The organism is Dactylosporangium sp. CA-052675 (genome assembly GCF_050947935.1).
Lineage (GTDB): Bacteria > Actinomycetota > Actinomycetes > Mycobacteriales > Micromonosporaceae > Dactylosporangium.
Genome location: NZ_CP192010.1, coordinates 7053365 through 7077913, shown reverse-complemented (window position 1 = coordinate 7077913; position 24549 = coordinate 7053365). Strand labels below are relative to the sequence as shown.

The window sequence follows — 24549 nt, the reverse complement described above, 5'->3', positions numbered from 1 at the left end:
CGGCAGTTCGTGCTCAAGATTCATAGCCGGTGCAACCTGGCGTGCGACCACTGCTATGTCTACGAGCACGCCGATCAGACCTGGCGTGACCGGCCTGCGGTGATGTCGGCCGAAACCGTGCAGGCCGCGGCCGACCGGATCGCCGAACACGCCGCCCGGCACGCCCTGCGCCAGGTCCATGTCGTGCTGCACGGCGGCGAACCCCTGCTCGTCGGGGCGGACCGGCTGCGCGACACCCTGGAGCGCTTGCGCCGCACCATCGAGCCGGTCGCCGCCCTCGACCTGGGCATGCAGACCAATGGTATCCGCCTGAACGAGTCCGTGGCCGAGATCCTCTTGTCCCACAGCGTGAAGGTCGGAGTGTCGCTGGACGGCGGACCGGCTGCGAACGACCTCCGCCGCCGCTACCGCAACGGGGCCGGCAGCTACGAGCAAACCCTGCGCGGCCTGGCCGTGCTGCGCCTGCCCCGCTACCGCACGCTGTACGCGGGCATCCTGTGCACCATCGACCTGCGCAACGACCCCGTGGCGGTCTACGAGGCGCTCGCCGCCCAGGAGCCGCCACACCTCGACCTGCTGCTCCCGCATGCGACCTGGGACCGGCCGCCGCCGAGGCCGGGCCCCGACCCGACGCCCTACGCGTCGTGGCTGCTCGGTCTGCACCGCCGGTGGCTCCACGACGGCCGCCCGATGCCCATCCGCCTCTTCGACTCCATCGCCTCGACCCGTCAGGGCGGCGGCAGCGGCACCGAAGCGCTGGGCATCGATGTCGGCGACCTCGTCGTGATCGAGACCGACGGCGAATGGGAACAGCCGGACTCGATGAAGACCGTGGCCCACGGCGCGGCCGGCACGGGCCTGAACGTGCATGCCCATGACGCCGAAGCCGTGCTCGCCACCCCGGCCATGCGCCATCGCCGGTCCGGCCTCGCCGGGCTGGCGGCTCAGTGCCGGGTGTGCCCCGTCGTCGCCCAGTGCGGCGGCGGTCTCTACGCCCACCGCTACCGCAGTGGCGCCGGATTCGACAACCCGTCGGCGTACTGCGCGGACCTCAAGGCGCTCATCACCACCATGAATGCCCAGCCCCAGCCCCAGACCCGGCCCGCGGCCGCGATCGGCGAGGTGCCCCCACTCTGGCTCGACGAGTTCGGCTCCGGCCCGGGCGGCGCACCGGCCGTGCGGGAACTCGCCGCCGCTCAGCTCGCGATCACACGGGCGCTGCTGGCCCACGTCGGCACCGGGTTGCCGCCCGGCGCCGAACTCGCGGCCGCTGCCTGGCCGGCCGTGGACGCCCTGGAGCGGCAGAGCCCCGGCGCGGTCGCCGACGTCCTGGCACACCCGTACATACGCCCCTGGCTGGCGACGTGCCTGCGGCCCGGCCCGCAGGATCCTCCGGCGGACCTCGACCGGCTCGCCGAGCTGGTCGCGGCGATCGCGGTCCGCGCCGGTGCGGAGCTGGACGTGCCGGTGGCGCTGCGCGCGGGGCGTCTGCACCTGCCGACGCTGGGCACGCTCGTGCCGCGGTCCGCGCACCCGACGAGGGCAGTCGTGTCGAGCGGACGCGACGGCTTCACGGTCAAGGCGCCGGGCGTGCTGGTCGAGGTGGGGCCCGGCCTCGCCGACGGGGCCGACGGCTGGCGGCCGACCCGCACGCTGACGCTGGGCGCCGGGGCGGTGTTCCTGGAGGACGCCGACCCCTACCGCGACTGCTTCGACCGCCGCGCTGCGGCACCCCTGACCGACCCGGCGGCACGAACCTGGAGCGCGAGCCTGGACCAGGCCTGGACGCTCGTGCAGCGCGACGCCCCGGACTACGCGGAGGGCCTGCGGGCCGGACTGCGGGCGATCACGCCCCTGCGTTCGGGCCGTGACGAGGCAATGCACAGCGCCACCGCTCGGGACGCGTTCGGCGCGGTCGGCGTGGCCTACACCGCCGACAGCGCCGCCCTCGCGGTGATGCTGGTGCACGAGTTCCAGCACAGCAAGCTCGGCGCCATCCTGGACCTGCAGGACCTGACCGACCCGGCCGACCGGCGCACCTTCGCCGTCGGCTGGCGCGACGACCCGCGTCCGTTGGAGGGGGTGCTGCAGGGGACATACGCGCACCTCGCCGTCGCCGACATCTGGCGCGCCCGAGCGCGCCGCGACCCCTCGGCGGTGGCGGTGTACCGGATGTACCGCGACTGGACGGCGGCCGCGCTCGGCGTCCTGCGCGGAAGCGGCTCGCTGACCGCGGCGGGGGAGCGCTTCGCCGACGCCCTTGCCGGCGCCGTCGACCGGTGGGGGGATTGACCGCGGCCGAACGGGGATCCGCATTCGGCCCGGGCAGCGACGGCGCGACCCGCTGGTGCCCGGCGCCTATGGTTGGTCCCAGCGATCCGGACGCGACGAGGAGTGCGACAGGTGGACGGTGACGACCAGCGGGTGCCGGTCTTCTTCGTCAGCCACGCACGCCCCGACCACGCCGATCAGGCCCAGCCACCGCAGGACCGGTACCGGCACGTGAAGCGCTTCTACGACGATCTCACCGCGAACGTCAACGAGTTGATCGGCTCGTCCTCGGGGCAGGTCGCGGGATTCGTCGACCTGGCCCAGGCGGGCGGCGCGAGGTGGGATCGACAGGTGCTGCGGGCCGCGGGCACCTGCCAGGTTCTGGTCTGCCTGCTCTCCACCGATTATCTCTTCGGCAGTGAATGGTGTCCCCGGGAATGGGATGTGTTCACCCGCCGGCATGTAGTCCGCCGCGCCACCGGCGAGCCCGACCGGGAGGAGACCGCGATCCTGCTGGTGCGGTGGGCACGGGTGCTGCGCCCGCTGCCCAAGGCCGTCGCGGAGATCAACCGTTTCACCCCGCTGGGGCTACCGCAGGCAGATGTCGCCGCGTACGAGGACAACGGCATCCTCGGCCTGATCCGGACGCGCAACGACGACGTCTACGACGCCGTCGTCTGGAAGCTGGCGATGCACATCCAACAGCTGCACCACAACTACCTCGTGGAGCCTTCCGTCCCGGACGGCATCGAGGGCCTGCGCACCACGTTCGCCGAGGAGGACGGATGAGCCCGGCCCCACCGCAGCGGCGCTGCTGGTTCTTTCTGAGCTACGCCCACTCCCAGCCCCTGCCCGGCCGCGAGGAGACCGACACCGACGGCAACGTGCGGACCCTGTTCGGCGACCTGTCGGCGGAGGTCGCCCGGCTCGTCGGCGCCGAACCCGGCACCCGGGTCGGGTTCTTCGCCGCCCTCGCCGAGCCCGGCTCGGACTGGAAGGCCAGGCAAGGGGAGATGCTGGCGCAGGCCGACGTGTTCGTCGCGCTCTACTCGCCGAACTACTTCAACAAGTCCTGGCCGATGCGCGAGCGGGCGGCGTTCCTGCAGCGCTTGGACGCCGCCCTGCCGGCCGGGCAGCGTCAGCGGCACGTCATGCCGGTGCTGTGGGTGCCGCTGCCGACGTGGGACGACGTCCCCGAGCGCGGTGCGGCGCTGGCGCTCGGGCACGGCGTCCCCGAGTATCAGGAGAACGGGCTGCGTGCGCTGTGCATGCTGAAGGTGTACCAGCCGGCGTACCGGCGCATCGTGGAGCGCCTCGCCCGGCAGATCGTCGCCGTCGCCGGCTCCTCGTCGCTGCGTCCGACGCCGGCTGTCCCCATCGACGAGGTCCGGTTCACCCCGCCGGCCGCCGACGGGGAGAAGCCCTTCCTCGTCGGGGTTCTCGCGCCGACGCTGGAGCATCTGCCGCCGGGCCGGTCGCCGGCGGCGTACGGCCCGAACCGGCAGTGGTGGCGCCCTTTCGCGGCGATGCGCGAGCTGTCCCTGGCCGAGTACGCCGCCAACGCCGCGGAGCGGCGAGGGCTGCCGACGCGACTCATCGACTCCGCGGTGGACGACGACGTGCGGCTGCTCGACACCTGCCCGGCGCTGCTGCTCGTCGATCCGTGGACGTTCGCCGCCGCCGGCGCCGGGGACATCTTGGCGCCGATCGTCAAGCATCTGCACGACTGGGTCACGTTCATGGTGGTGATCGACCGCCACGACCCGGAGCACTCCGGGCGCGGTGCGGAACTCTACGGGGAGGTAACCGCTAGGCTCGGTCGGATCGGCGCGCGGCGGATCACGGCGGTGCAGGACCTCGACGAACTGGCCTACCGCCTGCCCGCGATCGTCGACGGCACCCGCAAGGAGTACCTGAGCACTGGTGAGGTGTTTCCCCCGTCCGGTCCGCGTCAGGAGCCCCCGAGGCTCAACGGCCGGCCGGACCCGGGAACTTCCGGAAACGACACGTCCGGGAATCGGGAATGAGGAGCGATGAACGAGAAGCCGCCGGGCAAGATCGTGACGTTCTACTCGTTCAAGGGTGGGACGGGCCGGACGATGGCGCTGGCCAACATGGCGTGGATCCTCGCGTCCAACGGCAAGCGGGTCCTCGTCGCCGACTGGGACCTCGACTCGCCGGGCCTGCACCGGTTCTTCAAGCCGTTCATCCGGCAGGAGCAGATCGACGTCGCCACCGGCGTGATCGGCATGATCCGCGCCTACGAGTGGGCGACGACTCGTGAGGAGCCGCGCGGCGAGGGCTGGTACCAGCAGTACGCGCGGGTCCAGCCGCACGCGTTCTCACTGGAGTGGGACCACTTCCCGGGCCACGGCGGGATCGACTTCCTGGCCGCGGGCCAGCAGAACTCCGACTACGCCCGCGAGCTCAACGGCATGAACTGGGACGACTTCTACGAGCGGCTCGGGGGCGGGCAGTTCCTCGACGCGATGCGCGAGGACATGCGCCGCAAGTACGACTACGTCCTCATCGACAGCCGTACCGGGGTCAGCGACGTGGCCGGCATCTGCACCCAGCAGCTGCCCGACATCCTCGTCACCTGCTTCACCTACAGCGAGCAGGGCATCGACGGCGCCGCACGGGTGGCCCGCTCGGTGCACCGCACACGGCCCAGGCGCGCCATCCGGGTGCTGCCGGTGGCGATGCGGGTCGACCCGGCGGAGAAGGAGAAGGCCGACGTCGGGCGGGCGGTGGCGCTGGAGCGTTTCGCCGGGCTGCCGGACGGGATGAGCAAATCGGAGCGGGAGGTCTACTGGTCGGCCGTCGAGGTGCCGTACCGCGCCTTCTACAACTACGAGGAGACCCTCGCCGCCTTCGGTGACTGGCCGCGTTCGGGCAAGACGATGCTCGCCGCCTACGAGGCGCTCGCCGCACAGATCACCGATGGCGCGGTCGAGCGCATGCCGGCCATGGAGGAGGCGCTGCGCCAGCGCACGCTGAGCCGATTCGCGCGCCAGGTCGTGGCCGCCGAGGAGGTGGTGTCGCTGCGCTACTCCCCGGTCGACCAGGTGTGGGCGGAGTGGGTCGAGAAGCTGCTGCAGGAGGCCGGGATCCGCGTCCACGACGCGCAGACCGCGCCGCCCGCCGCCGACGGTGACGCGGCGAACCCGCCCAGCCACCTCGCTCGCCAGCTCACCATCATCTCGCAGGCGAACGCCGACATCGAGGTGCACATGGCCGCGCCGGACCGGCACGACACCCGGGGCGCCCTGGCGATCTACGTAGCCGACATCCGACCGTTGCAGAGCTACCCGATGGAGCGCTCAGCCTTCCTCGCCGGCCAGCCGCTGCAGCAGGCCGCCGACCGGGTGCTGCGCCTCGTCGGGTTCCCGCCGGATCGGCCCGTGCCCGATCCGGCCGACATCGGCGTGCGGTTCCCCGGCACCGAGGCGGCGGTGTTCAACGTGCCGATCCGCAACACCAAGTTCACCGGTCGTGAGGCGGACCTACGGCAGATCCGGGCCAATCTGCTGCAGCGCCGCAGCGCCGCGCTGCTGACCGGTGACATGCCGATCGCGCTGCAGGGCATGGGCGGTATCGGCAAGACTCAGCTGGCCATCGAGTACGCGCACCGGTTCAAGAATGCCTACGACGTGGTCTGGTGGATTCAGGCCGACCCGGTGAACTTCGTCGACACCGCGCTGGCCGACCTCGCCGAGCGGCTAGAGCTGCCGGTGCAGGGCGGCATCCCCGAGACGGCCCGTGCCGTGGTCGCCGCGCTCGGCCGGGGCCGGCCGTTCCCGAGGGTCCTGCTGATCTTCGACAACGCGGAGGACGTGCCACGGGTGGTGCCGTTCCTGCCCACTGAGCGCGTCCACGTCCTGATCACGTCGCGCAACACGAAGTGGGCCGATCGGGCCACCGCCATGCCGGTCGAGGTGTTCCTGCGCCGGGAGAGCATCGCTCACCTGCGTCAGCGCGTGCCCACCATCCGGCTGGAGGACGCCAACCGGGTCGCGGAGCTGCTCGGCGACCTGCCGATCGCCGTCGCGGCGGCCGGGGCGTGGATCGCCGAGACCGGCACCGACGTGGGCGAGTATCTGCGTCAGATCGAGCAGCACGGCCCGGCGAACCTCGCCGATCCGCCGACCAGCCGGTCGGTCGCGGCCACGTGGGACCTTTCGCTGCAACGGCTGCAGGACCGCTCGCCGGCCGCCTACCGCCTGTTGCAACTGTGCTCGGTGATGGCCCCGGAGATCGCGCTCGACCTGGTGTACAGCGACGAGCTCGCCGCCGCGGTCAGCGATCTGGACCCGGCCATGTCCGAGCCGATGTACCGCGGCGTGCTGGTCCAGGAGATCAACCGGCTGGCGCTGCTCAAGCTCGATGTCGCCGGCGGGCAGATCCAGGTCCACCGGTTGCTGCAGCATGTCGTCCGGAGCCGCATGAGCGAAGAGGAGCTCGTCGCCGCGAAACACCAGGTGCACCGGATTCTCGCGGCGTCGCGCCCCCGTGACGCGAAGGACGAGGTCGACAACCCCGAGACCTGGCCGCGCTTCCGGATGCTCTGGCCGCACCTGGAGTTCTCCGGGGCGATGCAGTGCGAGGACGAGGCCGTCCGCCAGTTGATGATCGATCGGCTGCGTTACGTCTGGCTCACCGGTGGAACCACCGACGGACGTGTGCTCGGCCGGGACATCGACACCGCCTGGACCGCGATGCTCGATCACACCACCGGCGAGGCCGAGCGCAAGACACTGCTGCGCCAACTGCTGCACCTGCGTTTCAACCTGGCCAACATCCTGCGCACCGGTGGCCTGTTCGAGGAGGCCCGCCAACTCGACGAGGCGGTGCTGGCGCAGCAGGAAGAGCTGCTGGGCACGACGCATCCCCATACGCTCATGACCGCCGGCGGCCTGGGCGCGGACTACCGGGCCCTCGGGAAGTACGCCGACGCACTGGCCCGGGACGCGGCGACATACCAGACCTGGTCCGATCGGTTCGGCGACGAGAATGTCCGCACGCTCGCCGCCCTGAACAACCTGGCCGCCTCCTACCGGCTCGCCGGCGATTTCCGTCAGGCGCGGGAGGGTGACACCGGTGCGTACGAGGGCCGACGCAAGGTGCTCGGCGAGCTGCACCCGAACACCCTGCTGGCCGGCGGCAACCTCGGCCGGGACCTGCGCGAGGCCGGCGACTACGAGGGCTCCATCCGGTTGCTGGAGTTCGTCGCGAACCAGTTCGAGAAGGTGCTGCCGGACACCGTGCGAATGTTCGAGGCGAAGGCGAACCTCGCGGTGTCACTGCGCAGCGCCGGGCGGGCCGCGGAGGCGGCCCCGCTGCTGGAGAATGCCTACGAGCAGCTCAACGAGCTGCGCGGTCCGGCCAGCCCCGACACGCTGGCCGTGCGGCTGAGCCGGGCCTGCAACATCCTGGCCGTCGGCGGCAACGAGGCGGCGGAGCAGCGGCGCCGGGTCGCCTACGACACCGCGGCCAGCGAGATGAGCGAGGTCGAGGCCGCCTACTCCGTCAGCCTGGGCCGCCGCCATCCGCACACGCTCGCCTGCCTCAGCAACCTGGGCGCTATCGCCCGGGCCCGCGAAGACTTCGACGTGGCGGAGCGGTACGCCTTGAAGGCGTCGACCGCGATGGAGGCCGTCCTGGGCGCCGATCACCCGTACACGCTGGCCGCGCGCCTCAACCTCGCTGTGGCCAAGGCCGAGCGAGACGACCCGAACGCCGCGCTCGACCTGATCGCCCAGGTCTTCGAGCGGCAGAGGCGGGTGGCCGGGCCAGACCATCCGGACACGTTGCGCTGCGAGGCGAACCTGGCGCTGGTCCGCCGCACCCTCGGTATCGGAGACGAGGCCGCCCTCGCGGACGTCCTGGATCGGCTGGTGCAGGCGCTCGGCGACAGCCACCCGGCGGTCGTCGCGCTGCACCAGCGCCGCCATCTGCATCGGGTGCTGGACCCGCACCCGTTCTAGCCGGATCGGCCCGGGGCGGATCAGCCCCTGGGCCGCCCGGGGCCGACCAGCGCCGACGTCATCAGCCAGTGCAGGATCTCGGGAAGGACCTCCACCGCGCCGAAGTGGGCGGTCTCGGTCTCGACCCGGATCTCGGCGTTGGGGATCTTCCGGGCGAGCCAGCGGGCGTGACTCACCGGCGTGAAGTTGTCCTCGGCGCCGTGCCACAGCAGCACCGGCTGATGCACGTCGGCCAGGTCGAAGCCCCAGTCGGACCGCAGCGCGTAAAGGTCGTCGATCCAGCCGTACGGCCCCGGGCGCAGCGCCTCCGCGTAGGTGTCGGCGAGCAGGCGCTGGATGGCGACGTCGTCGACGACGCGCAGGTCCGGGTCGGTCATCTGCTGCTGGAGCGACTTGACGAGACTCACCGGGTCGCGGCGGATGCGGTCGGCCTGCAGCCGGACGCGTTCGACGAGCTTGAGCCAGTCGGCGCCGACGGTGGAGTATTCGCGGACGTTGGCGTCGGTCATGCCGGCGTACCAGTCCAGATCCGGGGCGTTGGCAGGCGCGACGCCGACCAGGACGGCGGCGCTGGTCACCCGGTCGGGCAGCCGTGCGGCGCAGGCGAGCGCGTGCGGACCGCCGCCGCTGCGCCCGACGATCGAGAACCGGTCGAGCTCCAGATCGGCGGCGATGTCCTCGACGTCCTCGACGGCCGATGCCACGGTCCGCTGCTCGTGGCGGTCGGACCCCCCGTAGCCGGGCCGGTCGTAGCAGATCAGCTGGATGCCCAGTCGGTAGAGGACACTGCCGCGGGGCCTCGGCCCGACCCGGCTGCCGGGCATGCCGTGCAGCAGGAAGACTGGAACGCCGTCAGGGTCGCCGGAGATCTCTACCGCGATAGCCCGCCGGTCACGAGCCTTGACCGTGCAGTGTGTGGCTCGTTCGTCGGACACTCGGGCCCTCCCGGGGCGTCTACGATTGGTGGATACGTTACTGGGATCGGCAGTCGACCACCAGATGTGAGAAGTGTGGGTTGACACGGGTATGTCCGGTTTCCTTGCCGTGGTTAACGGGCCTGTTATACCCGCGGTGATGCCGTGCCGGAGCGATACCGGGTGAGCTGTGGCGTGAATTCGCGAGACTGGTGGACATGAGCGCCATCGATCGGTTCCTCCGCGAGTTCCGTCGGACGAGTGCCACCGTCGACGAGATCCGCGAGGATCTCTGGACCGCCGTCGACAGCGACGCCTACGCGGGCGCCGGGGAGAAGTACCAGGCGGCCGTCCTCGAGCAGTACCGGATCTACGTCGAGATGGCCGATCGGCTCTCGGGCCGCCGCGGGCTGACCAATACGTTCCTGCTCACCGTCAATACCGCCACCCTGACCGCCGCCGGCACGCTCGTGCCGCAGCTGTGGAGCCGAGGCGCGGGACTGCTGGTCATGCCGTGCATCGTGCTGGTCGGCCAGTGCGTGGCGTGGTTCTGGCTCATCCGGTCGTACCGGCAGCTTAGTTCGGCGAAGTTCCGGGTGATCGGCGTTCTGGAAGAACGGCTCCCGGCTTCGCCGTACTGGCGGGCGGAGTGGAACGCCCTCGGGGCCGGGCGCGACAAGCGCCGCTACTGGTCGGTGACCAGCCTCGAGCAGTGGGTGCCGGCGCTGTTCGCGCTGCTCTACGTCGCGCTGTTGCTGATCGTCGCGGCGCGCTGAGGCGCCTGGTCGGCGTCGCGTGCCGCCCGCCTCGCGCCGGGGCGTGCGCGTCGGCGGCGTGACGTGCGCAACTGAGATCGGGCTGAGGATCTTCGCCGTTTTGCTACCTGACGGTGGGATCGTGATCTCGTGGGCAAGCGACGCAGGACCGTGCTGCGCATCACCGGCCTGCTGCTGGTGCTCGCGGTGGCGGGCTTCACCCTGCGCAAGAACCTGCCCGACTTCGGCCAGACCCTCGGCGTGCTGCGCTCCGCCCACCCCTGGTGGCTGGTCCTCGCCGCCGCCGCGGAGATGACCTCGCTGCGGCACTTCGCCCTGCAGCAGCGGCGGCTGCTCGCCGGGTTCGGGGTGCGGATGTCGGTACCGCGGGCCATCGCCGTCACCTTCACACGCTCGGCGATCTCGTTCAGCCTGCCGGCCGGCTCGGCGGTGTCGGCCGGCTTCGCGTTCCGGCAGTTCCGCACGGCGGGCGCCACCCGGCGCACGGCCGGCGCGGTCGCGGTGCTCTCCGGCGTGCTGTCGGGGGTGGCGCTCGTGCTCATGTACGGCGCGGTGGTGCTCATCCCGCGCGGCGGCGCCACCGGCAACCCCGACACGCTCGTGCTCGTCATCGCGATGCTGGTCATCGCCGGTCTCGTGTTCGGGCTCGACTTCCTGCTCTCGCCGCGCCGCCCGGTGCCGCCGCCGGTGCTCGCCGACGACGAGGAGCCCGCGCCCGCCCGGGGCTGGGTGGCCCGCTCGAAGGCCTCGGTGCGGCGCACCTGGGACGACCTGCGCCGGTTGCCGCGCCGCTCCTGGGTGCTGTCCCTGGTCCACGCGACCGTCAACTGGGGCCTCGACTTCGCCTGCCTGGCCGCGACCGCCGCCGCGTTCGACATCGACGTGAGCCTGGTGCGGCTGGCGACGGTGTACCTCACGGTGCAGCTCGTCCGCCAGGTGCCGCTGAGCCCGGGCGGCATCGGCGTGGTCGAGGTCGCGCTGCTGGCCGGGCTCGTCTCCGCCGGCGCCGGGCACGGGCCCGCGGCGGCCGCGATGCTCGTGTACCGCCTGCTCTCCTGCTGGATCATCATCCCGCTCGGCCTGCTCGCGTACGCCACCCTGCGCCGGGGGCCGAGGATCCCGGACGCGCCGCCGGTCCAGCCGCCCGCGCTCGCCGCCCGCCGTTAGCGTTGTGAGATAACCCGACGCCGGATTGTGAGATTTGAGAGATCGCTGTTAGATTCGGCGCGTGCCTGTGCCGGATCGCCTTGACCTGACCCTCCGCCTCGTGCGCGGCAGCGGCCGCCTGACGCTCGGGGAACTGGCCGAGCGCCTCGGCGTCTCCGAGATGACCGTGCGCCGCGACCTCGACCAGCTGCAGGAGCAGGGCCTGGTCCGCCGGGTGCGGGGCGGCGCCGTCGCGCTCGACGTGCCGGCCGAGTCGGCCGGGTTCGAGGTCCGCGAGCGCTGGTCGGCCGCGGCCAAGTCGCGGCTCGGGCGGGCCGCGGCCGCGCTGATCGAGCCGGGCGGCACCGTGCTGCTCGACGCCGGCACGACCACCGCCGAGCTCGCCGCGCACCTGCCCGCCCGGGCGCCGTTGACGGTGGCGGTGCTGAGCCTGCAGGCGGCGGTACGGCTGGCGGATCAGCCGGGGATCCGGCTGCTCGTCATCGGCGGCGAGTCGCGGGCGGGGGAGCGCAGCCTCGTCGGGCCGCTGGCCCTCGCCGCCCTGGAGCAGCTGCGCTTCGACACGTTCGTCATGTCCATCGGCGCCGTGCACCGCGACCTGGGCTGGTCCGAGTTCGACCTCGACGACGCCGCGGTGAAGCGGGCCGCCCTGCGCCGGGCCGGCCGCACGATCGTCGTGGCCGACGCGACCAAGCTCGGCGTCCAGGCCTTCGCCCGCGTCGGCCCCCTCGACGCGGCGGACGTCCTCGTGACCGACGCCGATCCGTCCGATCCGACCCTCGCCGCCGTGCGCGACGCCGGCGTGCTGATCGAAGGAGTTCCCGCATGATGATTCTCGTGGCCGGCCCCTACCGCTCCGGCACCGGCGACGACCCGGCCAAGCTGCGCGCCAACGTCGACACCATGCACGACGCCGCCGTCACGCTCTTCCGGGCCGGGCACCTGCCGGTCACCGGCGAGGCCCTCGCGCTGCCGCTCATCGAGCGGGCCGGGTCGGCGGCCGTGGGCGACGCGGTGTTCGACGAGATCTTCCACCCGATCTCGTCGCGGCTGCTGGCGCGCTGCGACGCGGTGCTGCGCGTCGGCGGCCCCTCGGCGGGCGCGGACGAGATGGTCGCGCAGGCCCGGGCCGAGGGCAAGGCGGTCTTCGCCTCCCTCGCCGAGGTCCCGGCGGCGTGACGGCGCCTCTCCGCGCGACGGCGGACGACGCGGCGATCACCACCGGGCCGTCGTGGCGGCCGCCTTCGCCGCCGACGTCCCGCGGATCGGCCGCCCGGGTGTCCTACGCAGAAGCGCTGTGAGGCCCGGGGCCTCACAGCGCTTCGTCGTGGCGTCGCCGCCTAGTGGATCATCACGGCCGGCGCACCCGCGGGCTGGTCGTCCAGCAGGTGCGAGACCTCCTTCTTGCGCGGCAGGAAGGCGATCGGGATGAACGTGCACAGCACCAGGATGAAGGCCACCCAGTACGTCGAGGCGAACGAGTCGGCGAGGTAGTGCAGGCCCTGGTCGATCAGGCCCGGCCCGGCCGGGCCGAGCTTCTCCGCCAGCGCCGGGTCGTGGTGCGAGGCGACCGCCAGGTCGGTGATCTTCAGCGGCCCGCCGGTCTGCGGGTTGGTCGCGCCGGGGACCGCCGGGGCGTCGCCGGTCTTGCTGGTCAGGATCACCGACATGATGGCGCCGCCGACCGAGCCGCCGATCTGCTGCAGGATGTTCACCAGTGTCGAGCCGCGGGCGACGTCGTGGCCGGTCAGCGTCTTGAGCGCGGAGGTCATGATCGGCATCATCGTGCCGCCCATGCCCAGGCCCATCACGAACAGCGAGCCCTCCAGCAGCAGGAACGACGTGTCCGGGCCGACCTGCGTGAACGAGAAGAACCCGATCGCGATGAGGGCCATCGCGAACGGCACCGTCCGCCCGACCGGAATCCGGTCGGCGAGCATGCCGGCGATCGGCATGGTCAGCATCGCGCCGATGCCCTGCGGGGCCATGAGCAGGCCGGCGTCCAGCGTCGACTCGCCGCGCACCTGCAGCCAGTAGCTCGGGAAGAGCAGGCCGGCGCCCATGAACGCGATGATGAAGACGAACAGCGACAGCGACGCGAACGCCAGGTTCCGGTTGCGGAACAGCCGGAGGTCCAGCAGCGGGTGCTTGGGCTTGAACGAGTAGAGGACGAACCCGATCACCAGCAGGCCGCCGATGAGCATCGGCAGCCAGACCTTGGTCGCGCTCATCGTCCCGGTCTCCGGCAGCGAGGAGACGCCGAACAGGAACAGCGCCAGGCCGGGGGAGAGCATCAGCATGCCGAGGAAGTCGAAGGACTCCGACGGCTCGGTGTTGTCCTTCGGCAGCGCGAACTGCGCGTAGATGAGCGCGATGACACCGATCGGCAGGTTGATCAGGAAGATCCAGTGCCAGCTCGCCACGTCGATGAGCCAGCCGCCGAGGATCGGGCCGCCGATCGGGCCGAGCAGCATCGGGATGCCGAGCACGGCCATGAGCCGGCCGATGCGCTGCGGGCCGGCCGCGCGCGTCATGATCGTCATGCCGATCGGCATCAGCATGCCGCCGCCGAGGCCCTGCAGCACGCGGTAGCCGATCAGCTGGTCGATCGAGCCGGCCGTGGCGCACAGCCCGGAGCCGACCGTGAACAGGAACAGCGCCAGCATGTAGAGCCGTTTGGTGCCGAAGCGGTCCGCGGCCCAGCCGGACAGCGGGATCACGGTGGCGAGGGCCAGGGTGTAACCGGTCATCGTCCAGGCGACGCGCGCGTAGGTGGCGTCGAACTTGTCCATGAACGTCGGGATCGCCACGCTGACGACCGTCACGTCGAGGATCGACATGATCGCGCCGAGCACGACCACGCCCGCGATTTTGAATACGGCGGCATCGAGTTTGTCAGGCGCTGCCGCCGCGCCTCCACCCGAGGCTGCGGCTGCTTCCGGTTGAGCCACGTCCTTGCTCCCCCCACCGTGTGCGAATCACACGTACAAGTGTTTGGTTTCGGCGTCAGCCTACGCGGCCCGTGTTGCGGGCCGCGATCGAGATCCCCTGCTTACGCCGCCGGCGCAACGCAAAGCAGACGCCCGAACCGGGGGAGGTTCAACCCACTAAGGCTACGCTAAGCTCTACGAGTGAACGACCATGCCCACGACTTGGACGCGCACCCGGTCCGGCGCAACACGAAGCAGCGCGACGCCGTGATGACGCTGCTCGGCGACGTCGACGGCTTCTACAGCGCCCAGGAGCTGCACGTGATGCTGCGCGAGCGCGGCGCGAACGTGGGCCTCACGACCGTCTACCGCACCCTGCAGCTGCTCGCCGAGACCAACGAGATCGATGTGATGCAGGTCCCGGGCAGTGACACCCGTTACCGCCGGTGCAGTGACCGCCACCACCATCACCTCGTCTGCCGCGGCTGCGGCCGCACGGTGGAGGTGCTCGGGCCGGCGGTGGAGCGCTGGGCCGACCGCGTCGGCGAGGAGCACGGCTTCACCGACGTGAGCCACACGCTGGAGATCTTCGGCACCTGCGCCGCCTGCAAGCACTGACCCGCCCGGGCCGCCACGGGTGACGGCCCGGGGCGACGCGCGGCTACCGCTGGAACGCCTCGGTGTAGGCGTCGATCTCCGCGATCAGGGCGGCCTTGCGCGCGTCGTCGAGGAACGAGTACCGCACCCCCTGCCGCGCTAGGCCGGCGACACCGTCGGCGTCCAGCCCCAGCAGGGTGGCCGCGACGAGGTACTCCTGGTTGAGCGTGGTCGAGAACATCGGCGGGTCGTCGGAGTTGATGGTCACCGGCACGCCGGCCGCCACCAGCGCCGGCAGCGGGTGCTCGGCGAGGGACGGCACCGAGCGGGTGCACGCGTTCGACGTCGGGCAGACCTCCAGCGGGATGTCGTTGTCCCGCAGGTACGCCATGAGCGCCGGGTCCGACGCGGCGGCGATGCCGTGGCCGATGCGCTCGGCGTCGAGGTGGCGCAGGGCGTCCCAGATCGTCTCGGGGCCCGTCGACTCGCCGGCGTGCGGGACGCTGCGCAGGCCGGCCGCGCGGGCCTGGGCGAAGTGCGGCGCGAACCACTCGCGGGGCACGCCGCGCTCGGGTCCGCCCAGGCCGAAGCTGACCAGGCCGTCCGGGCGGTGCTTGAGCGCCGTCTCCAGGGTCACGTCGGCCGAGGGGATGCCGGCCTCGCCCGGGATGTCGAAGCACCAGCGCAGCTCCGTGCCGTGGTCGCGGGCCACGCGGGCACGGGCGTCCTCGACCGCCTCGCAGAACGCCTCGGCCGGGATGCCGCGGGTGATCGAGGAGTACGGCGTCAGGGTCAGCTCGGCGTAGCGGACGTTCTGCGCGGCCAGGTTCACGCCGATGTCGTACGTCAGCGTCGCCACGTCCTCGGCGTCGCGGATGAGATCGACGACCGACAGGTAGATCTCGATGAAGTGGGCGAAGTCGGTGAACGTGAAGTATTCGGCCAGCAGCTGCGCGTCGGCGGGGACCAGGGTGCTGCCGGCGTGGCGCTCGGCCAGCCGGGCCACCGTCGCCGGGGCGGCGGAGCCGACGTGGTGCACGTGGAGCTCGACCTTGGGCAGGCCGGCCACGAACTCGGTGAGGTCGCGCATGGGGATGTGCCCTCCGCGTCGGAGGCGCCCTTACGTGTCCGCGGGGCGGTCCGAGCGTGGCGGATGCGGGGGGCACCCGTCGCAGCGCCTCTCGGCCCGCAGGCCGACCATAACAGGTAGTCGTTCGTCACGAATCAGTAACGCGGAGGGCATCGAAACGCAGTCCCATTCGATAGCCTCGATCGAATGACGATCACGGAGGAGGCGCCGGTCGGGCCGACGCCGACGGTGAGGGGCGTGCCCATCCTCGGCAGCGCCCTCGAGATGGGCAAGGACCCCGCGGCCTTCCTCGTGAAGGCGTACCGCGAGCACGGCCCGGTCTTCCGGATGAAGCTGCTCGGCAAGTCCTGCACCGTCCTCGCCGGCGCCGGGGCCGCCGAGTTCATGAACTCCCGCGAGGGCCGCGAGTGCCTGCGCTCCCGGGAGTTCTGGCAGGGGATGATCGACGAGTACGGCGCCACCCGGACCATCACCGGCGAGGACGGGGAGAGCCACAAGGAGCTGCGCGAGCTCATGCGCCGGGGCTACTCGCGCGACGCCATCAAGGGCCGCGGCCCCGAACTGCTCGACATCACCGACCGGGTGCTCGAACGCGACTGGCGCCCGGGCACGACCGTGCCCGTCGTGCAGGGCATGCAGTACCTCGTCACCGAACAGCTCGGCGAACTGCTCACCGGGGCCGCGCCGCGCGAGTACGTGCCCGACATCCGGCTGCTGACGCTCTACGTGCTCAACGTCCTGGTCACCCGCCAGCGCCCGCGCATCCTGCTGCGCAACCCGAAGTACCGCAGGGCCAAGGCGCGGGTCTTCGAGCTCGGTGAGCGCATGGCGGCCGACCTCAAGGCGCGCCACGGCCAGACCCCCGCGGGCGAGCGCAACCTCGTCGAGGACCTCATGGACGCCCACCTGAACCGGCCCCACCTGGTGCCGGCCGAGGACCTGGTGCTCACGCTCACCGGGCCCTACGTGGCCGGGCTGGACACCGTGGCCAACACGACGGCGGCGTTCCTCTACGCGGTGCTCAAGCACCCGGAGGTCCTCGCGAGCATCCAGGCCGAGGCCGACGCCCTGTTCGCCGGCGGCCCGATCGCCGACGAGGACGTGCGGCGGCTGCCCGCGACGCGCTACGCGCTCATGGAGACCATGCGGATGTACCCGGTCGCGGTCACCCTGATCCGCACCGCGACCCGCGACTTCTCCTTCGCCGGGCACACCGTGCGGGCGGGCGAGACGGTCTACATCGCCACGACCGTGCCGCACTTCATGGAGGAGTACTTCCCGGACCCGCTCACGTTCGACATCACCCGCTACGAGAAGCCGCGGGCCGAGCACCTGCGGCCGGGGGCGTACTCGCCGTACGGCCGCGGGCCCCACACCTGCCTCGGCAAGAGCTTCGCCGACGTCCAGATGGCCCTGTCGATGGCCCGGCTGCTGCACCGCCTCGACCTGGAGCTGGAGTCACCGGACTACACCCTGGCGACGAAGACCGCCCCGACCCCCGGCCCCGCGATGTCGTTCAAGGTGAGGGTCAAGGGCCGCAGGCATTGACGATGGCTCGGGCCCGCGCTACCTGCGGACCGTTGCTCCCGCCAGACATCCCGGCGTCCGTGGTGGCAAGACCGCACCGGGCGGGACGGTCTACGTTGGGCGCATGACCACCACCGCGGACGAACGCCTCTCCTTCGGCAGTGCCACCGGCCGCTGGGTGCTCACCGCCACCATCCTCGGCTCCGGCATCGCCTCCATCGACGCGACCGTCGTCGGCATCGCCCTGCCCGCGATCGGGCGCTCCTTCGACACCGGCCTGCAGGTGCTGCAGTGGGTCGTGACCGCCTACACGCTGACCCTGGCCGGGCTGCTGCTGCTCGCGGGCGCGCTCGGCGACCGGTACGGCCGGCGGCGGGTCTTCACCTTCGGCGTGGTGTGGTTCGCGGCCGCGTCCGTGCTCTGCGGGATCGCGCCGGACGGGTGGACGCTCGTCGCCGCCCGGGCGCTGCAGGGCGTCGGCGCGGCCCTGCTCACCCCGGGCAGCCTCGCGATCCTGCAGGCGTCGTTCCGGCCCGAGGACCGCAGCCGGGCGATCGGCGCGTGGTCGGGGCTCGGCGGCGTGGCCACGGCGATCGGGCCCTTCCTCGGCGGCTGGCTCGTCGGCCTCGGCTCCTCGTCGTGGCGGCTCATCTTCGCCATCAACGTGCCGATCGCGGCGGCGGTGGTGTACCTCACCTGGCGCCACGTCCCCGAGTCCCGCGACGAGGAGGCGAGCGGCCGGGTCGACCTGGTCTCCGGGGCGCTGATCACCGCCGGGCTCATCGGCGTCACCTACGGGCTCATCGAGGGCCAGGCCCTCGGCTGGACCAGCGCGCCCGTCCTCGCCGCCCTGGTCGCCGGGGCCCTGCTCGTGGCCGGGTTCCTCTGGCGCCAGACCCGGCTCGAGCACCCGATGCTGCCGCTCGGGCTGTTCGGCTCCGCCCAGTTCACCGCGACCAACGTGGTCACCTTCATCCTCTACGGCGCGCTCGGCGGCGCCCTGTTCCTGCTGCCGATCCAGCTGCAGCAGGTCGCCGGGTACTCCCCGCTGGAGGCCGGCGTCTCCCTGCTGCCGCTGACGGTCGTGATGCTGCTGCTGTCCTCGCGCTCGGGCGCCCTCGCCGCGCGGATCGGGCCGCGGCTGCAGATGAGCCTCGGGCCGGTCGTCGCCGGGGCCGGGATGGCGCTGTACGCCCGCATCGACGCCGGGGGCTCCTACCTGACCGAGGTGCTGCCGGCGGTACTGGTGCTGGGTCTGGGTCTGTCCATCACCGTCGCGCCGCTGACCTCCACGGCGCTGTCCTCGGCGCCGGCGACGCACGCCGGCATGGCCTCGGCGGTCAACAACGACGTCGCCCGGGCGGCCGGCCTCGTCGCCGTCGCGGTGCTCCCGGCGGCCGCGGGCATCACCGCGGCCGCCTACGCCTCGCCCGACCTGCTGTCCGCGGGCTTCCACCGGGCCGTGCTGATCTGCGCGGCGCTGTGCGTGCTCGCCGGCGGCCTGGCCGCGGTGAGCATCCGCAACCCGCGGGCCGAACCGAAGGTGCCGGGGGAGCACCCCTTGCGGCACTGCGCCCTGGATGCTCCCCCGGCCTCGCTCAGACGGGCTGGAGCTCAGGCTCCGGGGCCACGGCCACCGGCGTCCGCGCAGTCGTGACCCGCCGCAGCATCACCAGCGCGATCGGCACCCCGACGGCGACCAGCGAGGCGGCCACGACCAGCGAGAACTGGTAGCCGGCCAGGAACCGGTGCAGCGGCTCGCCGCTCGCCGCGCCCTGCCGGTCGGCCAGGATCGCCCCGAGGATCGTGATGCCGAGCAGGCCGAAGACCTCGCGCGACACGTTGAGCATGCCCGAGGCGATCCCGGCCCGGCCCGGCGGCAGCGCGCCCAGGATCACGTTGTTGAGCGGGACCAGCAGGCCGCCGCCGAGGCCGAACACCACGAACCAGGGGAGCAGGTCGGTGTACCCGGCGCCCTCGCCGACGGTCGCGAGCGCGCCGACGCCGGCCGCCATCAGCGCCATGCCGGCCGCGACCGTGGGCCCGGCGCCGAAGCGCGCCTCGAGCCGGGGCGCGACGGTGGCCGTGACCGCCATGACGATCGCCATGGGGACGAACGCCGAGCCGGCCTCGGTCGGGGAGAAGCCGAGGACGTTCTGGAGGAAGATCGCGGTGAAGAAGTAGATGCCGAAGACGCCGAACGCCCAGAGGCCCATGGTGGCGAGGCCGCCGCTGAAGACCCGCATCCGGAAGAACTTGAGGTCGACCATCGGGTGCTCGGTGCGCAGCTCGATGACGACGAACCCGATCGCGGCGAACGCGGCCAGCGCGAACGCGCCGAGGATGGTGCCCGAGGCCCAGCCCTTCGACTCGCCCTCGATGAGCGCGTAGGTCAGCGCGAACAGGGCCAGGGCGCTCGTGGCCAGGCCGGGCAGGTCGAGGCTGCGGTTGCCGCTGCGCCGGCCCGCGGGCAGCGTCAGCGCGCCGAGCACGGCGGTGGCCACGCCGATCGGGGCGTTGATGAGGAAGATCCAGCCCCAGGAGGCGTGCTGGCTGAGGTATCCGCCGGTCAGCGGCCCGATCGCGAGGGCGAGGGCGCCCACGCCGCCCCAGATCCCGACCGCGGCCCCGCGCTCCTTCGGGTCCGGGAACAGCTCGGTGAGCAGGGCCAGGGCCGTCGGGGTCAGCAGGGCCGCGCCGACGCCCTGCAGGGCCCGGGATCCGATCAGGACCTCCTGGCTGCCGGCCAGGCCGGCGGCGACGGACGCGACCGTGAAGACGGCCAGGCCGGTGAAGAACATGCCGCGCATGCCGAACACGTCGGCGACGCGGCCGCCGACCAGCAGCAGGCCGGCGAAGACCAGGATGTACGCGCTCGCGATCCACTCCAGCCCCGAGATGCTCAGGTGCAGGTCGCGCTGGATCGACGGCAGCGCCACGTTGACGACGTTGTTGTCCAGGTAGGTCATGAAGGTGCCCAGGGCCACGGCGACCAGGGCCAGCCAGCGATTTCTCATGGTGGTGTGCTCCCCCTATACGGTGTACCTGTACGTCGTACATGTACGTTGTAGAGGAGAACCCATACGTTGTACAGTTGTCAAGTGCCGCCCAAGACCTCCGCCGAGCGCCTCACGAAGTCCGCCGTCGCCGAGCGCGCCCTGCGCATCGGCGACACCGACGGGCTCGAGGCCGTCACCATCCGCCGGCTCGCCCAGGAGCTCGGCGTCACCCCGATGGCGCTGTACTGGCACTTCAAGAACAAGGAAGAGCTGCTGCTCGGCCTGATCGACCACGTCCTGGCCGAGGTGCGCGCCGACCGCCACGCGACCGATCCCTGGCCCGCCCAGCTGCGCGCGATGGTCGAGGCGCTCGTGCGCGCCATGCGGGCCCACCCGTGCCTGCCCGACCTGCTGCACGCGTCCGACAAGCAGCAGGTCGAGGGCTTCACGAGGGCCACCGACGACGCGCTCGGGCTGCTGGAGCGGGCCGGGTTCACCCTCGAGGAGGCGTACTGGGTCGCCTCCTACCTCCTGCACGCGGCGATCGGCCTGGTGCAGGCCCAGCCCGGCTGCCCGCTCGCGGTGCCCCCGGACCAGGTCGGCGACTGGCTCCGGCGCCAGCGGCTGCACCTGGAGGGCCTGCCCCCGCAGCAGTTCCCGCACATGGTCCGCCTCGCCGAGAGCTACCGGTCCCTGCCGGACCTCGAGCGGTACTACTCCTTCGGCATCGACCTGTTGATGGGCGCGGTGGAGAACATGGCCGCGGGGCGCCCGGTAGCATCCTGAGCGTCCGGGTTTTCTCCCAAAATCGAAGCGAAGGTGCGCGGCAGCATGCTCGACATCGACTTGATTCGCAAGGACCGGGCCTCCGTCGAGGCCGGACTGTCCAAGAGGCTCGAGCCGTCCGAGGTGTCCCGCGCGCTGAGTGCGATCGCCGACCTCGACAAGCAGCGGCGCGAGCTCATCGGCGAGATCGACGCCGAGCGGGCCCGGCGCAAGGAGGAGGCGCGCGCGTTCGCCGCCGCCAAGGCCGCCGGCCAGGCCATCGAGGCGGGCGCCCGCGACGCCAAGGCCGCCCTCGCCGAGCTCGAGGAGCGCCTGGCGCAGACCCAGCGCGACCTCGACACCGCCATGAGCGTGCTGCCGAACCTCCCCGCCGACGACGTGGTGGCCGGCGGCAAGGAGGCCAACCAGGTCGTGCAGGTCTACGGCGAGCCGCCGGTGATCGAGAACCTGCGCGACCACGTCCAGCTCTCCACCGACCTCGGGCTCGTGGACTACGAGCGCGGCGTGAAGCTCGGCGGCTCCGGCTTCTGGATCTACACCGGCTGGGGCGCCCGGCTGGAGTTCGCGCTGGTGAACTGGTTCATCGACCGGCACTTCGCGGCCGGCTACCAGTTCATGCTCCCGCCGCACCTGCTGCTGGACTCGGCCGGCTACGCCGCCGGGCAGTTCCCGAAGTTCTACGACGAGGTGTTCCACATCGCCGCGGAGGAGGGCGAGCGGGGCCGGTTCCTGCTGCCGACCTCGGAGACGGCGATCCTGGGCGCCTACCAGAACGAGATCTTCGAGACCGACAGCCTGCCCCACCGGGTGTACGCGTACACCCCCTGCTACCGCAGCGAGAAGGCCGGCTCGCACTCCGACGAGCGCGGCACGGTCCGCGGCCACCAGTTCAACAAGGTCGAGATCTTCCAGTTCACCAGCCAGGAGGACGGCGAGAAGACCCTCGAGGAGATGGTCGACTACGCCGAGGGCCTGGTGCGCGACCTCGGCCTGCACTTCCGCCGCTCGCTGCTGGCGGCCGGCGACGCGAGCGCCTCGATGCGCAAGACCATCGACATCGAGGTCTGGATGCCCAGCACCGGCAAGTACAAGGAGATCTCCTCGGTCTCCTGGGCCGGCGACTACCAGGCCCGCCGGGCCGGCATCCGCTACCGCGTGCCCGGCTCCAAGAACAACAAGTTCGTGCACACGCTCAACGGCTCCGCGCTGGCGACCAGCCGGCTCGTCCCCGCCATCCTCGAGCAGTTCCAGCAGCCCGACGGCTCGGTGCTGGTCCCCGAGGTGCTGCGGGACAAGGTCGGCACGGACCGCATCACGAAGCCCTCGAAGCGCAAGTAGGGCGCCGCGGCCCCGCCCGACGTGCCGGTGATCACGTCGTGCGGGGCCGCGGGCTCCGCTAGGGTGAGGGTGAACGAAGGGGAGTAGTCCTCAACTGCCCGGTCGACATACTGGCGCTGGAAGTTTCAGGCCCGGCCGTGCGGCTTCCGTTCTCGGAAGCGGACGAGACTTTCGGCCTCGCTGTCGGCTGTGTTTTTCACGAGTCGGACGGCCGGGTCGAGGTCGTCCGCCCTCGCCTCCCGGTCCGTCCCGGGAAGGGTTCCACCTTGAGCGCGTTCCTCTCCGCCCTCGCCATCAGCTTCGGCGTCATCTTCGTCGCCGAACTCGGCGACAAGTCCCAGCTGATGGCGCTGACGTTCGCCACCCGCTTCCGCACCGTGCCGGTGCTCATCGGCATCACCGTCGCCACAGCGGTCGTCCACCTGGTCTCCGTCGCCGTCGGCTACGGCCTCGGCGCCGCCCTGCCGACCGCCTGGATCTCGCTCGTGGCCGCGCTGGCCTTCTTCGCCTTCGGCGCCTGGACCCTGCGCGGCGACACGCTGACGGAGGAGGAGCGCGGCAAGGCCGAGCGCACCACCCGCTCCGCGATCATCGCCGTGGGCGTGTCGTTCTTCCTGGCCGAGCTGGGCGACAAGACGATGCTGGCGACGATCACGCTGGCCACGCAGCACGGCTGGCTGGGCACCTGGATCGGCTCGACGGTCGGCATGGTCGCCGCGGACGCCCTGGCGATCGTGGTCGGCCGCCAGCTGGGGCGGCACCTGCCGGAGAAGGCCATCAAGTACGGGGCCGCGGCGCTGTTTGTGATCTTCGGCGTGTGGCTGCTGATCGAGGCGCTGCGCGAGCTGCTCTGACGCGGGGAGCTTCCCGACATGTCGGGCGCTCCGCGCCACGACATGCTCGCATTTATCGCCTGTCAGGGGATAAATGCGACATGGGAGATTCGCTGCGGCGTTCGTCCGGCGATCGACCGTTCACGGGGCCGCCCGCGCACCGGTGGTGCGGGCGGCCCCGTGGCGTTCCGGGCGCGGGGCGCCTCGCCGACGGCCGGGCTCAGGAGGGGCATTGGCGCCGGAGCGGTGGGCCGTCCGCGCGGCGGCACGCGGCGGCCTGCACGCGAGAGCCCTGCCCGCGGCAGGGACTCGCGAGAGGGGCAGGGCCGGGACGGACGGCCTCGCGGCGGGGGTAGGTGCGAATGCACAGCCGGCCGCCGGGCTCGCGATCGAGCCGGGACAGGCCCGGGACGCGCGACCGAATCCATGCGTTTTTGACAATGATTGTCATCCCCGGAAGACTGGGGGCATGCGGTGGAGGGCGACGGCGGTGCTCTGCGCGGCCCTCGTCTCGCTCGCCGGGTGCGCCGTGCACGAGCAGCCCGACGACGGCCGGGTGCGGGTCGTGGCCGGGTTCTACCCGCTGCAGTTCGTCGCCGAGGAGATCGGCGGCGACCGCGTGGCCGTGGAGAACCTGACCCGGGCCGGAGCCGAGCCGCACGACCTCGAACTGCAGCCGAGCCAGCTCGCGGCGCTCGAGGACGCGGACCTGGTGCTGTATCTGCGAGGCTTCCAGCCCGCCGTCGACGAGGGCGCCGACCTGCAGCAGAAGGCCAGGACGTTCGACGTGTCCACCGTCGCCTCGCTGCACGGCGCCGACCCGCACGTGTGGCTCGACCCGACGCGGCTGGCCACCATCGCCGGCAAGGTCGCGGACCGCCTCGCCGAGGCCGACCCCGCCCACGCCGGCGAGTTCCGGCAGCGCGCCGCCGGGCTGGAGGCCAGGCTGCGGGAGCTCGACGGGGAGTACCGCCGCGGACTGGCGAACTGCGCCCGGCACGACGTGGTCACCAGTCACGAGGCGTTCGGCTATCTCACCGCGCGCTACGGGCTCACCCAGGTCCCCGTCACCGGCCTGAACCCGGACGAGGAGCCGGGCCCGCAGCGGGTGCGGGACGTGGCCCGGCTGGCGAAGGAGCGCGGAGTCACCACGATCTTCTTCGAGTCGCTGGTCAGCCCGAAGCTGTCGGAGACCGTCGCCCGCGAGATCGGCGCCCGGGCGGCCGTGCTCGACCCGATCGAGGGCGTCGAGGACGGGGAGACGTACATCACGACCATGCGCACCAACCTCGCGACCCTCCGCTCCGCCCTCGGCTGCGGCTAGTCTTCGTCGG

Annotated in this window: 19 protein-coding genes; 15 read left to right on the top strand and 4 right to left on the bottom strand. The window is 72.0% G+C overall.

Going from position 1 to position 24549, the window contains the following annotated elements:
* Positions 1-9: 9 nt before the first annotated feature.
* The 4 genes from ACQP1P_RS31545 (at position 10) to fxsT (ending at position 8258) form a co-directional block, all read left to right on the top strand.
* Positions 10-2292 (top strand): FxsB family cyclophane-forming radical SAM/SPASM peptide maturase, encoded by a 2283-nt coding sequence (locus tag ACQP1P_RS31545; RefSeq protein WP_433076351.1) that lies wholly within the window; start codon positions 10-12, stop codon positions 2290-2292.
* A gap of 111 nt (positions 2293-2403) precedes the next feature.
* Complete coding sequence (locus ACQP1P_RS31540; protein WP_433076349.1) at positions 2404-3060, top strand: TIR-like protein FxsC; 657 nt, start codon at positions 2404-2406, stop codon at positions 3058-3060.
* Positions 3057-4298: a TIR-like protein FxsC gene (locus ACQP1P_RS31535; protein ID WP_433076347.1), complete on the top strand. Its 1242-nt coding sequence runs from the start codon at positions 3057-3059 to the stop codon at positions 4296-4298. Before ACQP1P_RS31540 ends, ACQP1P_RS31535 begins: the two co-directional genes overlap by 4 nt.
* Positions 4299-4304: 6 nt before the next feature.
* Positions 4305-8258: an FxSxx-COOH system tetratricopeptide repeat protein gene (gene fxsT, locus ACQP1P_RS31530; protein WP_433076345.1), complete on the top strand. Its 3954-nt coding sequence runs from the start codon at positions 4305-4307 to the stop codon at positions 8256-8258.
* Between the two features lie 20 nt (positions 8259-8278).
* Here the strand turns inward: fxsT and ACQP1P_RS31525 are convergent, their stop codons facing one another.
* On the bottom strand, positions 8279-9193 hold the full coding sequence (locus ACQP1P_RS31525; RefSeq protein ID WP_433076343.1) for an alpha/beta fold hydrolase: 915 nt from the start codon (positions 9191-9193) through the stop codon (positions 8279-8281).
* 197 nt (positions 9194-9390) lie between these two features.
* Between ACQP1P_RS31525 and ACQP1P_RS31520 the strand changes: the two genes are divergently transcribed.
* The 4 genes from ACQP1P_RS31520 to ACQP1P_RS31505 all read left to right on the top strand — a co-directional run bounded on the left by ACQP1P_RS31520 (position 9391) and on the right by ACQP1P_RS31505 (position 12294).
* Positions 9391-9948: a RipA family octameric membrane protein gene (locus tag ACQP1P_RS31520; protein WP_433076341.1), complete on the top strand. Its 558-nt coding sequence runs from the start codon at positions 9391-9393 to the stop codon at positions 9946-9948.
* A 129-nt stretch (positions 9949-10077) separates the two neighbouring features.
* Positions 10078-11115, top strand: a complete 1038-nt coding sequence (locus ACQP1P_RS31515) for a lysylphosphatidylglycerol synthase transmembrane domain-containing protein (protein ID WP_433076340.1) — start codon at positions 10078-10080, stop codon at positions 11113-11115.
* 61 nt (positions 11116-11176) lie between these two features.
* Entirely contained in the window at positions 11177-11944 is a 768-nt protein-coding gene (locus ACQP1P_RS31510; RefSeq protein ID WP_433076338.1) for a DeoR/GlpR family DNA-binding transcription regulator, read from the top strand.
* The gene (locus ACQP1P_RS31505) at positions 11941-12294 is read left to right on the top strand and encodes a DUF4406 domain-containing protein (RefSeq protein ID WP_433076336.1); all 354 of its coding nucleotides are present in this window, start codon (positions 11941-11943) and stop codon (positions 12292-12294) included. Before ACQP1P_RS31510 ends, ACQP1P_RS31505 begins: the two co-directional genes overlap by 4 nt.
* Before the next feature lie 161 nt (positions 12295-12455).
* On the opposite strand, the gene ACQP1P_RS31500 is transcribed toward ACQP1P_RS31505, so the two are convergent.
* Positions 12456-14066 (bottom strand): DHA2 family efflux MFS transporter permease subunit, encoded by a 1611-nt coding sequence (locus ACQP1P_RS31500; RefSeq protein WP_433076334.1) that lies wholly within the window; start codon positions 14064-14066, stop codon positions 12456-12458.
* Positions 14067-14315: 249 nt separating this feature from the next.
* Between ACQP1P_RS31500 and ACQP1P_RS31495 the strand changes: the two genes are divergently transcribed.
* A complete protein-coding gene (locus tag ACQP1P_RS31495; protein WP_433090178.1) occupies positions 14316-14663 on the top strand; it encodes a Fur family transcriptional regulator in 348 nt (115 codons plus the stop codon).
* Positions 14664-14706: 43 nt separating this feature from the next.
* Here the strand turns inward: ACQP1P_RS31495 and ACQP1P_RS31490 are convergent, their stop codons facing one another.
* On the bottom strand, positions 14707-15732 hold the full coding sequence (locus ACQP1P_RS31490; protein WP_433076332.1) for an adenosine deaminase: 1026 nt from the start codon (positions 15730-15732) through the stop codon (positions 14707-14709).
* A gap of 186 nt (positions 15733-15918) precedes the next feature.
* Here ACQP1P_RS31490 and ACQP1P_RS31485 point away from each other — a divergent pair, with 186 nt between their 5' ends.
* A complete protein-coding gene (locus ACQP1P_RS31485; RefSeq protein ID WP_433076330.1) occupies positions 15919-17280 on the top strand; it encodes a cytochrome P450 in 1362 nt (453 codons plus the stop codon).
* Between the two features lie 103 nt (positions 17281-17383).
* Positions 17384-18916 (top strand): MFS transporter, encoded by a 1533-nt coding sequence (locus ACQP1P_RS31480; RefSeq protein WP_433076329.1) that lies wholly within the window; start codon positions 17384-17386, stop codon positions 18914-18916.
* Here the strand turns inward: ACQP1P_RS31480 and ACQP1P_RS31475 are convergent.
* Positions 18858-20276: a DHA2 family efflux MFS transporter permease subunit gene (locus ACQP1P_RS31475; RefSeq protein WP_433076327.1), complete on the bottom strand. Its 1419-nt coding sequence runs from the start codon at positions 20274-20276 to the stop codon at positions 18858-18860. The two genes, ACQP1P_RS31480 and ACQP1P_RS31475, sit on opposite strands and share 59 nt — an antisense overlap.
* Positions 20277-20360: 84 nt before the next feature.
* On the opposite strand from ACQP1P_RS31475, the gene ACQP1P_RS31470 reads away from it, so the two are divergent.
* The 4 genes from ACQP1P_RS31470 (at position 20361) to ACQP1P_RS31455 (ending at position 24539) form a co-directional block, all read left to right on the top strand.
* Entirely contained in the window at positions 20361-21044 is a 684-nt protein-coding gene (locus tag ACQP1P_RS31470; RefSeq protein ID WP_433076325.1) for a TetR/AcrR family transcriptional regulator, read from the top strand.
* A gap of 45 nt (positions 21045-21089) precedes the next feature.
* Positions 21090-22382 (top strand): serine--tRNA ligase, encoded by a 1293-nt coding sequence (gene serS / locus ACQP1P_RS31465; RefSeq protein ID WP_433076323.1) that lies wholly within the window; start codon positions 21090-21092, stop codon positions 22380-22382.
* Between the two features lie 266 nt (positions 22383-22648).
* Positions 22649-23236: a TMEM165/GDT1 family protein gene (locus tag ACQP1P_RS31460; RefSeq protein WP_433076322.1), complete on the top strand. Its 588-nt coding sequence runs from the start codon at positions 22649-22651 to the stop codon at positions 23234-23236.
* Positions 23237-23684: 448 nt separating this feature from the next.
* Positions 23685-24539 carry a metal ABC transporter substrate-binding protein gene (locus ACQP1P_RS31455; protein WP_433076320.1) on the top strand — a complete coding sequence of 285 codons (855 nt, stop codon included), beginning with the start codon at positions 23685-23687 and terminating at the stop codon, positions 24537-24539.
* The last annotated feature ends 10 nt before the right edge of the window (positions 24540-24549 follow it).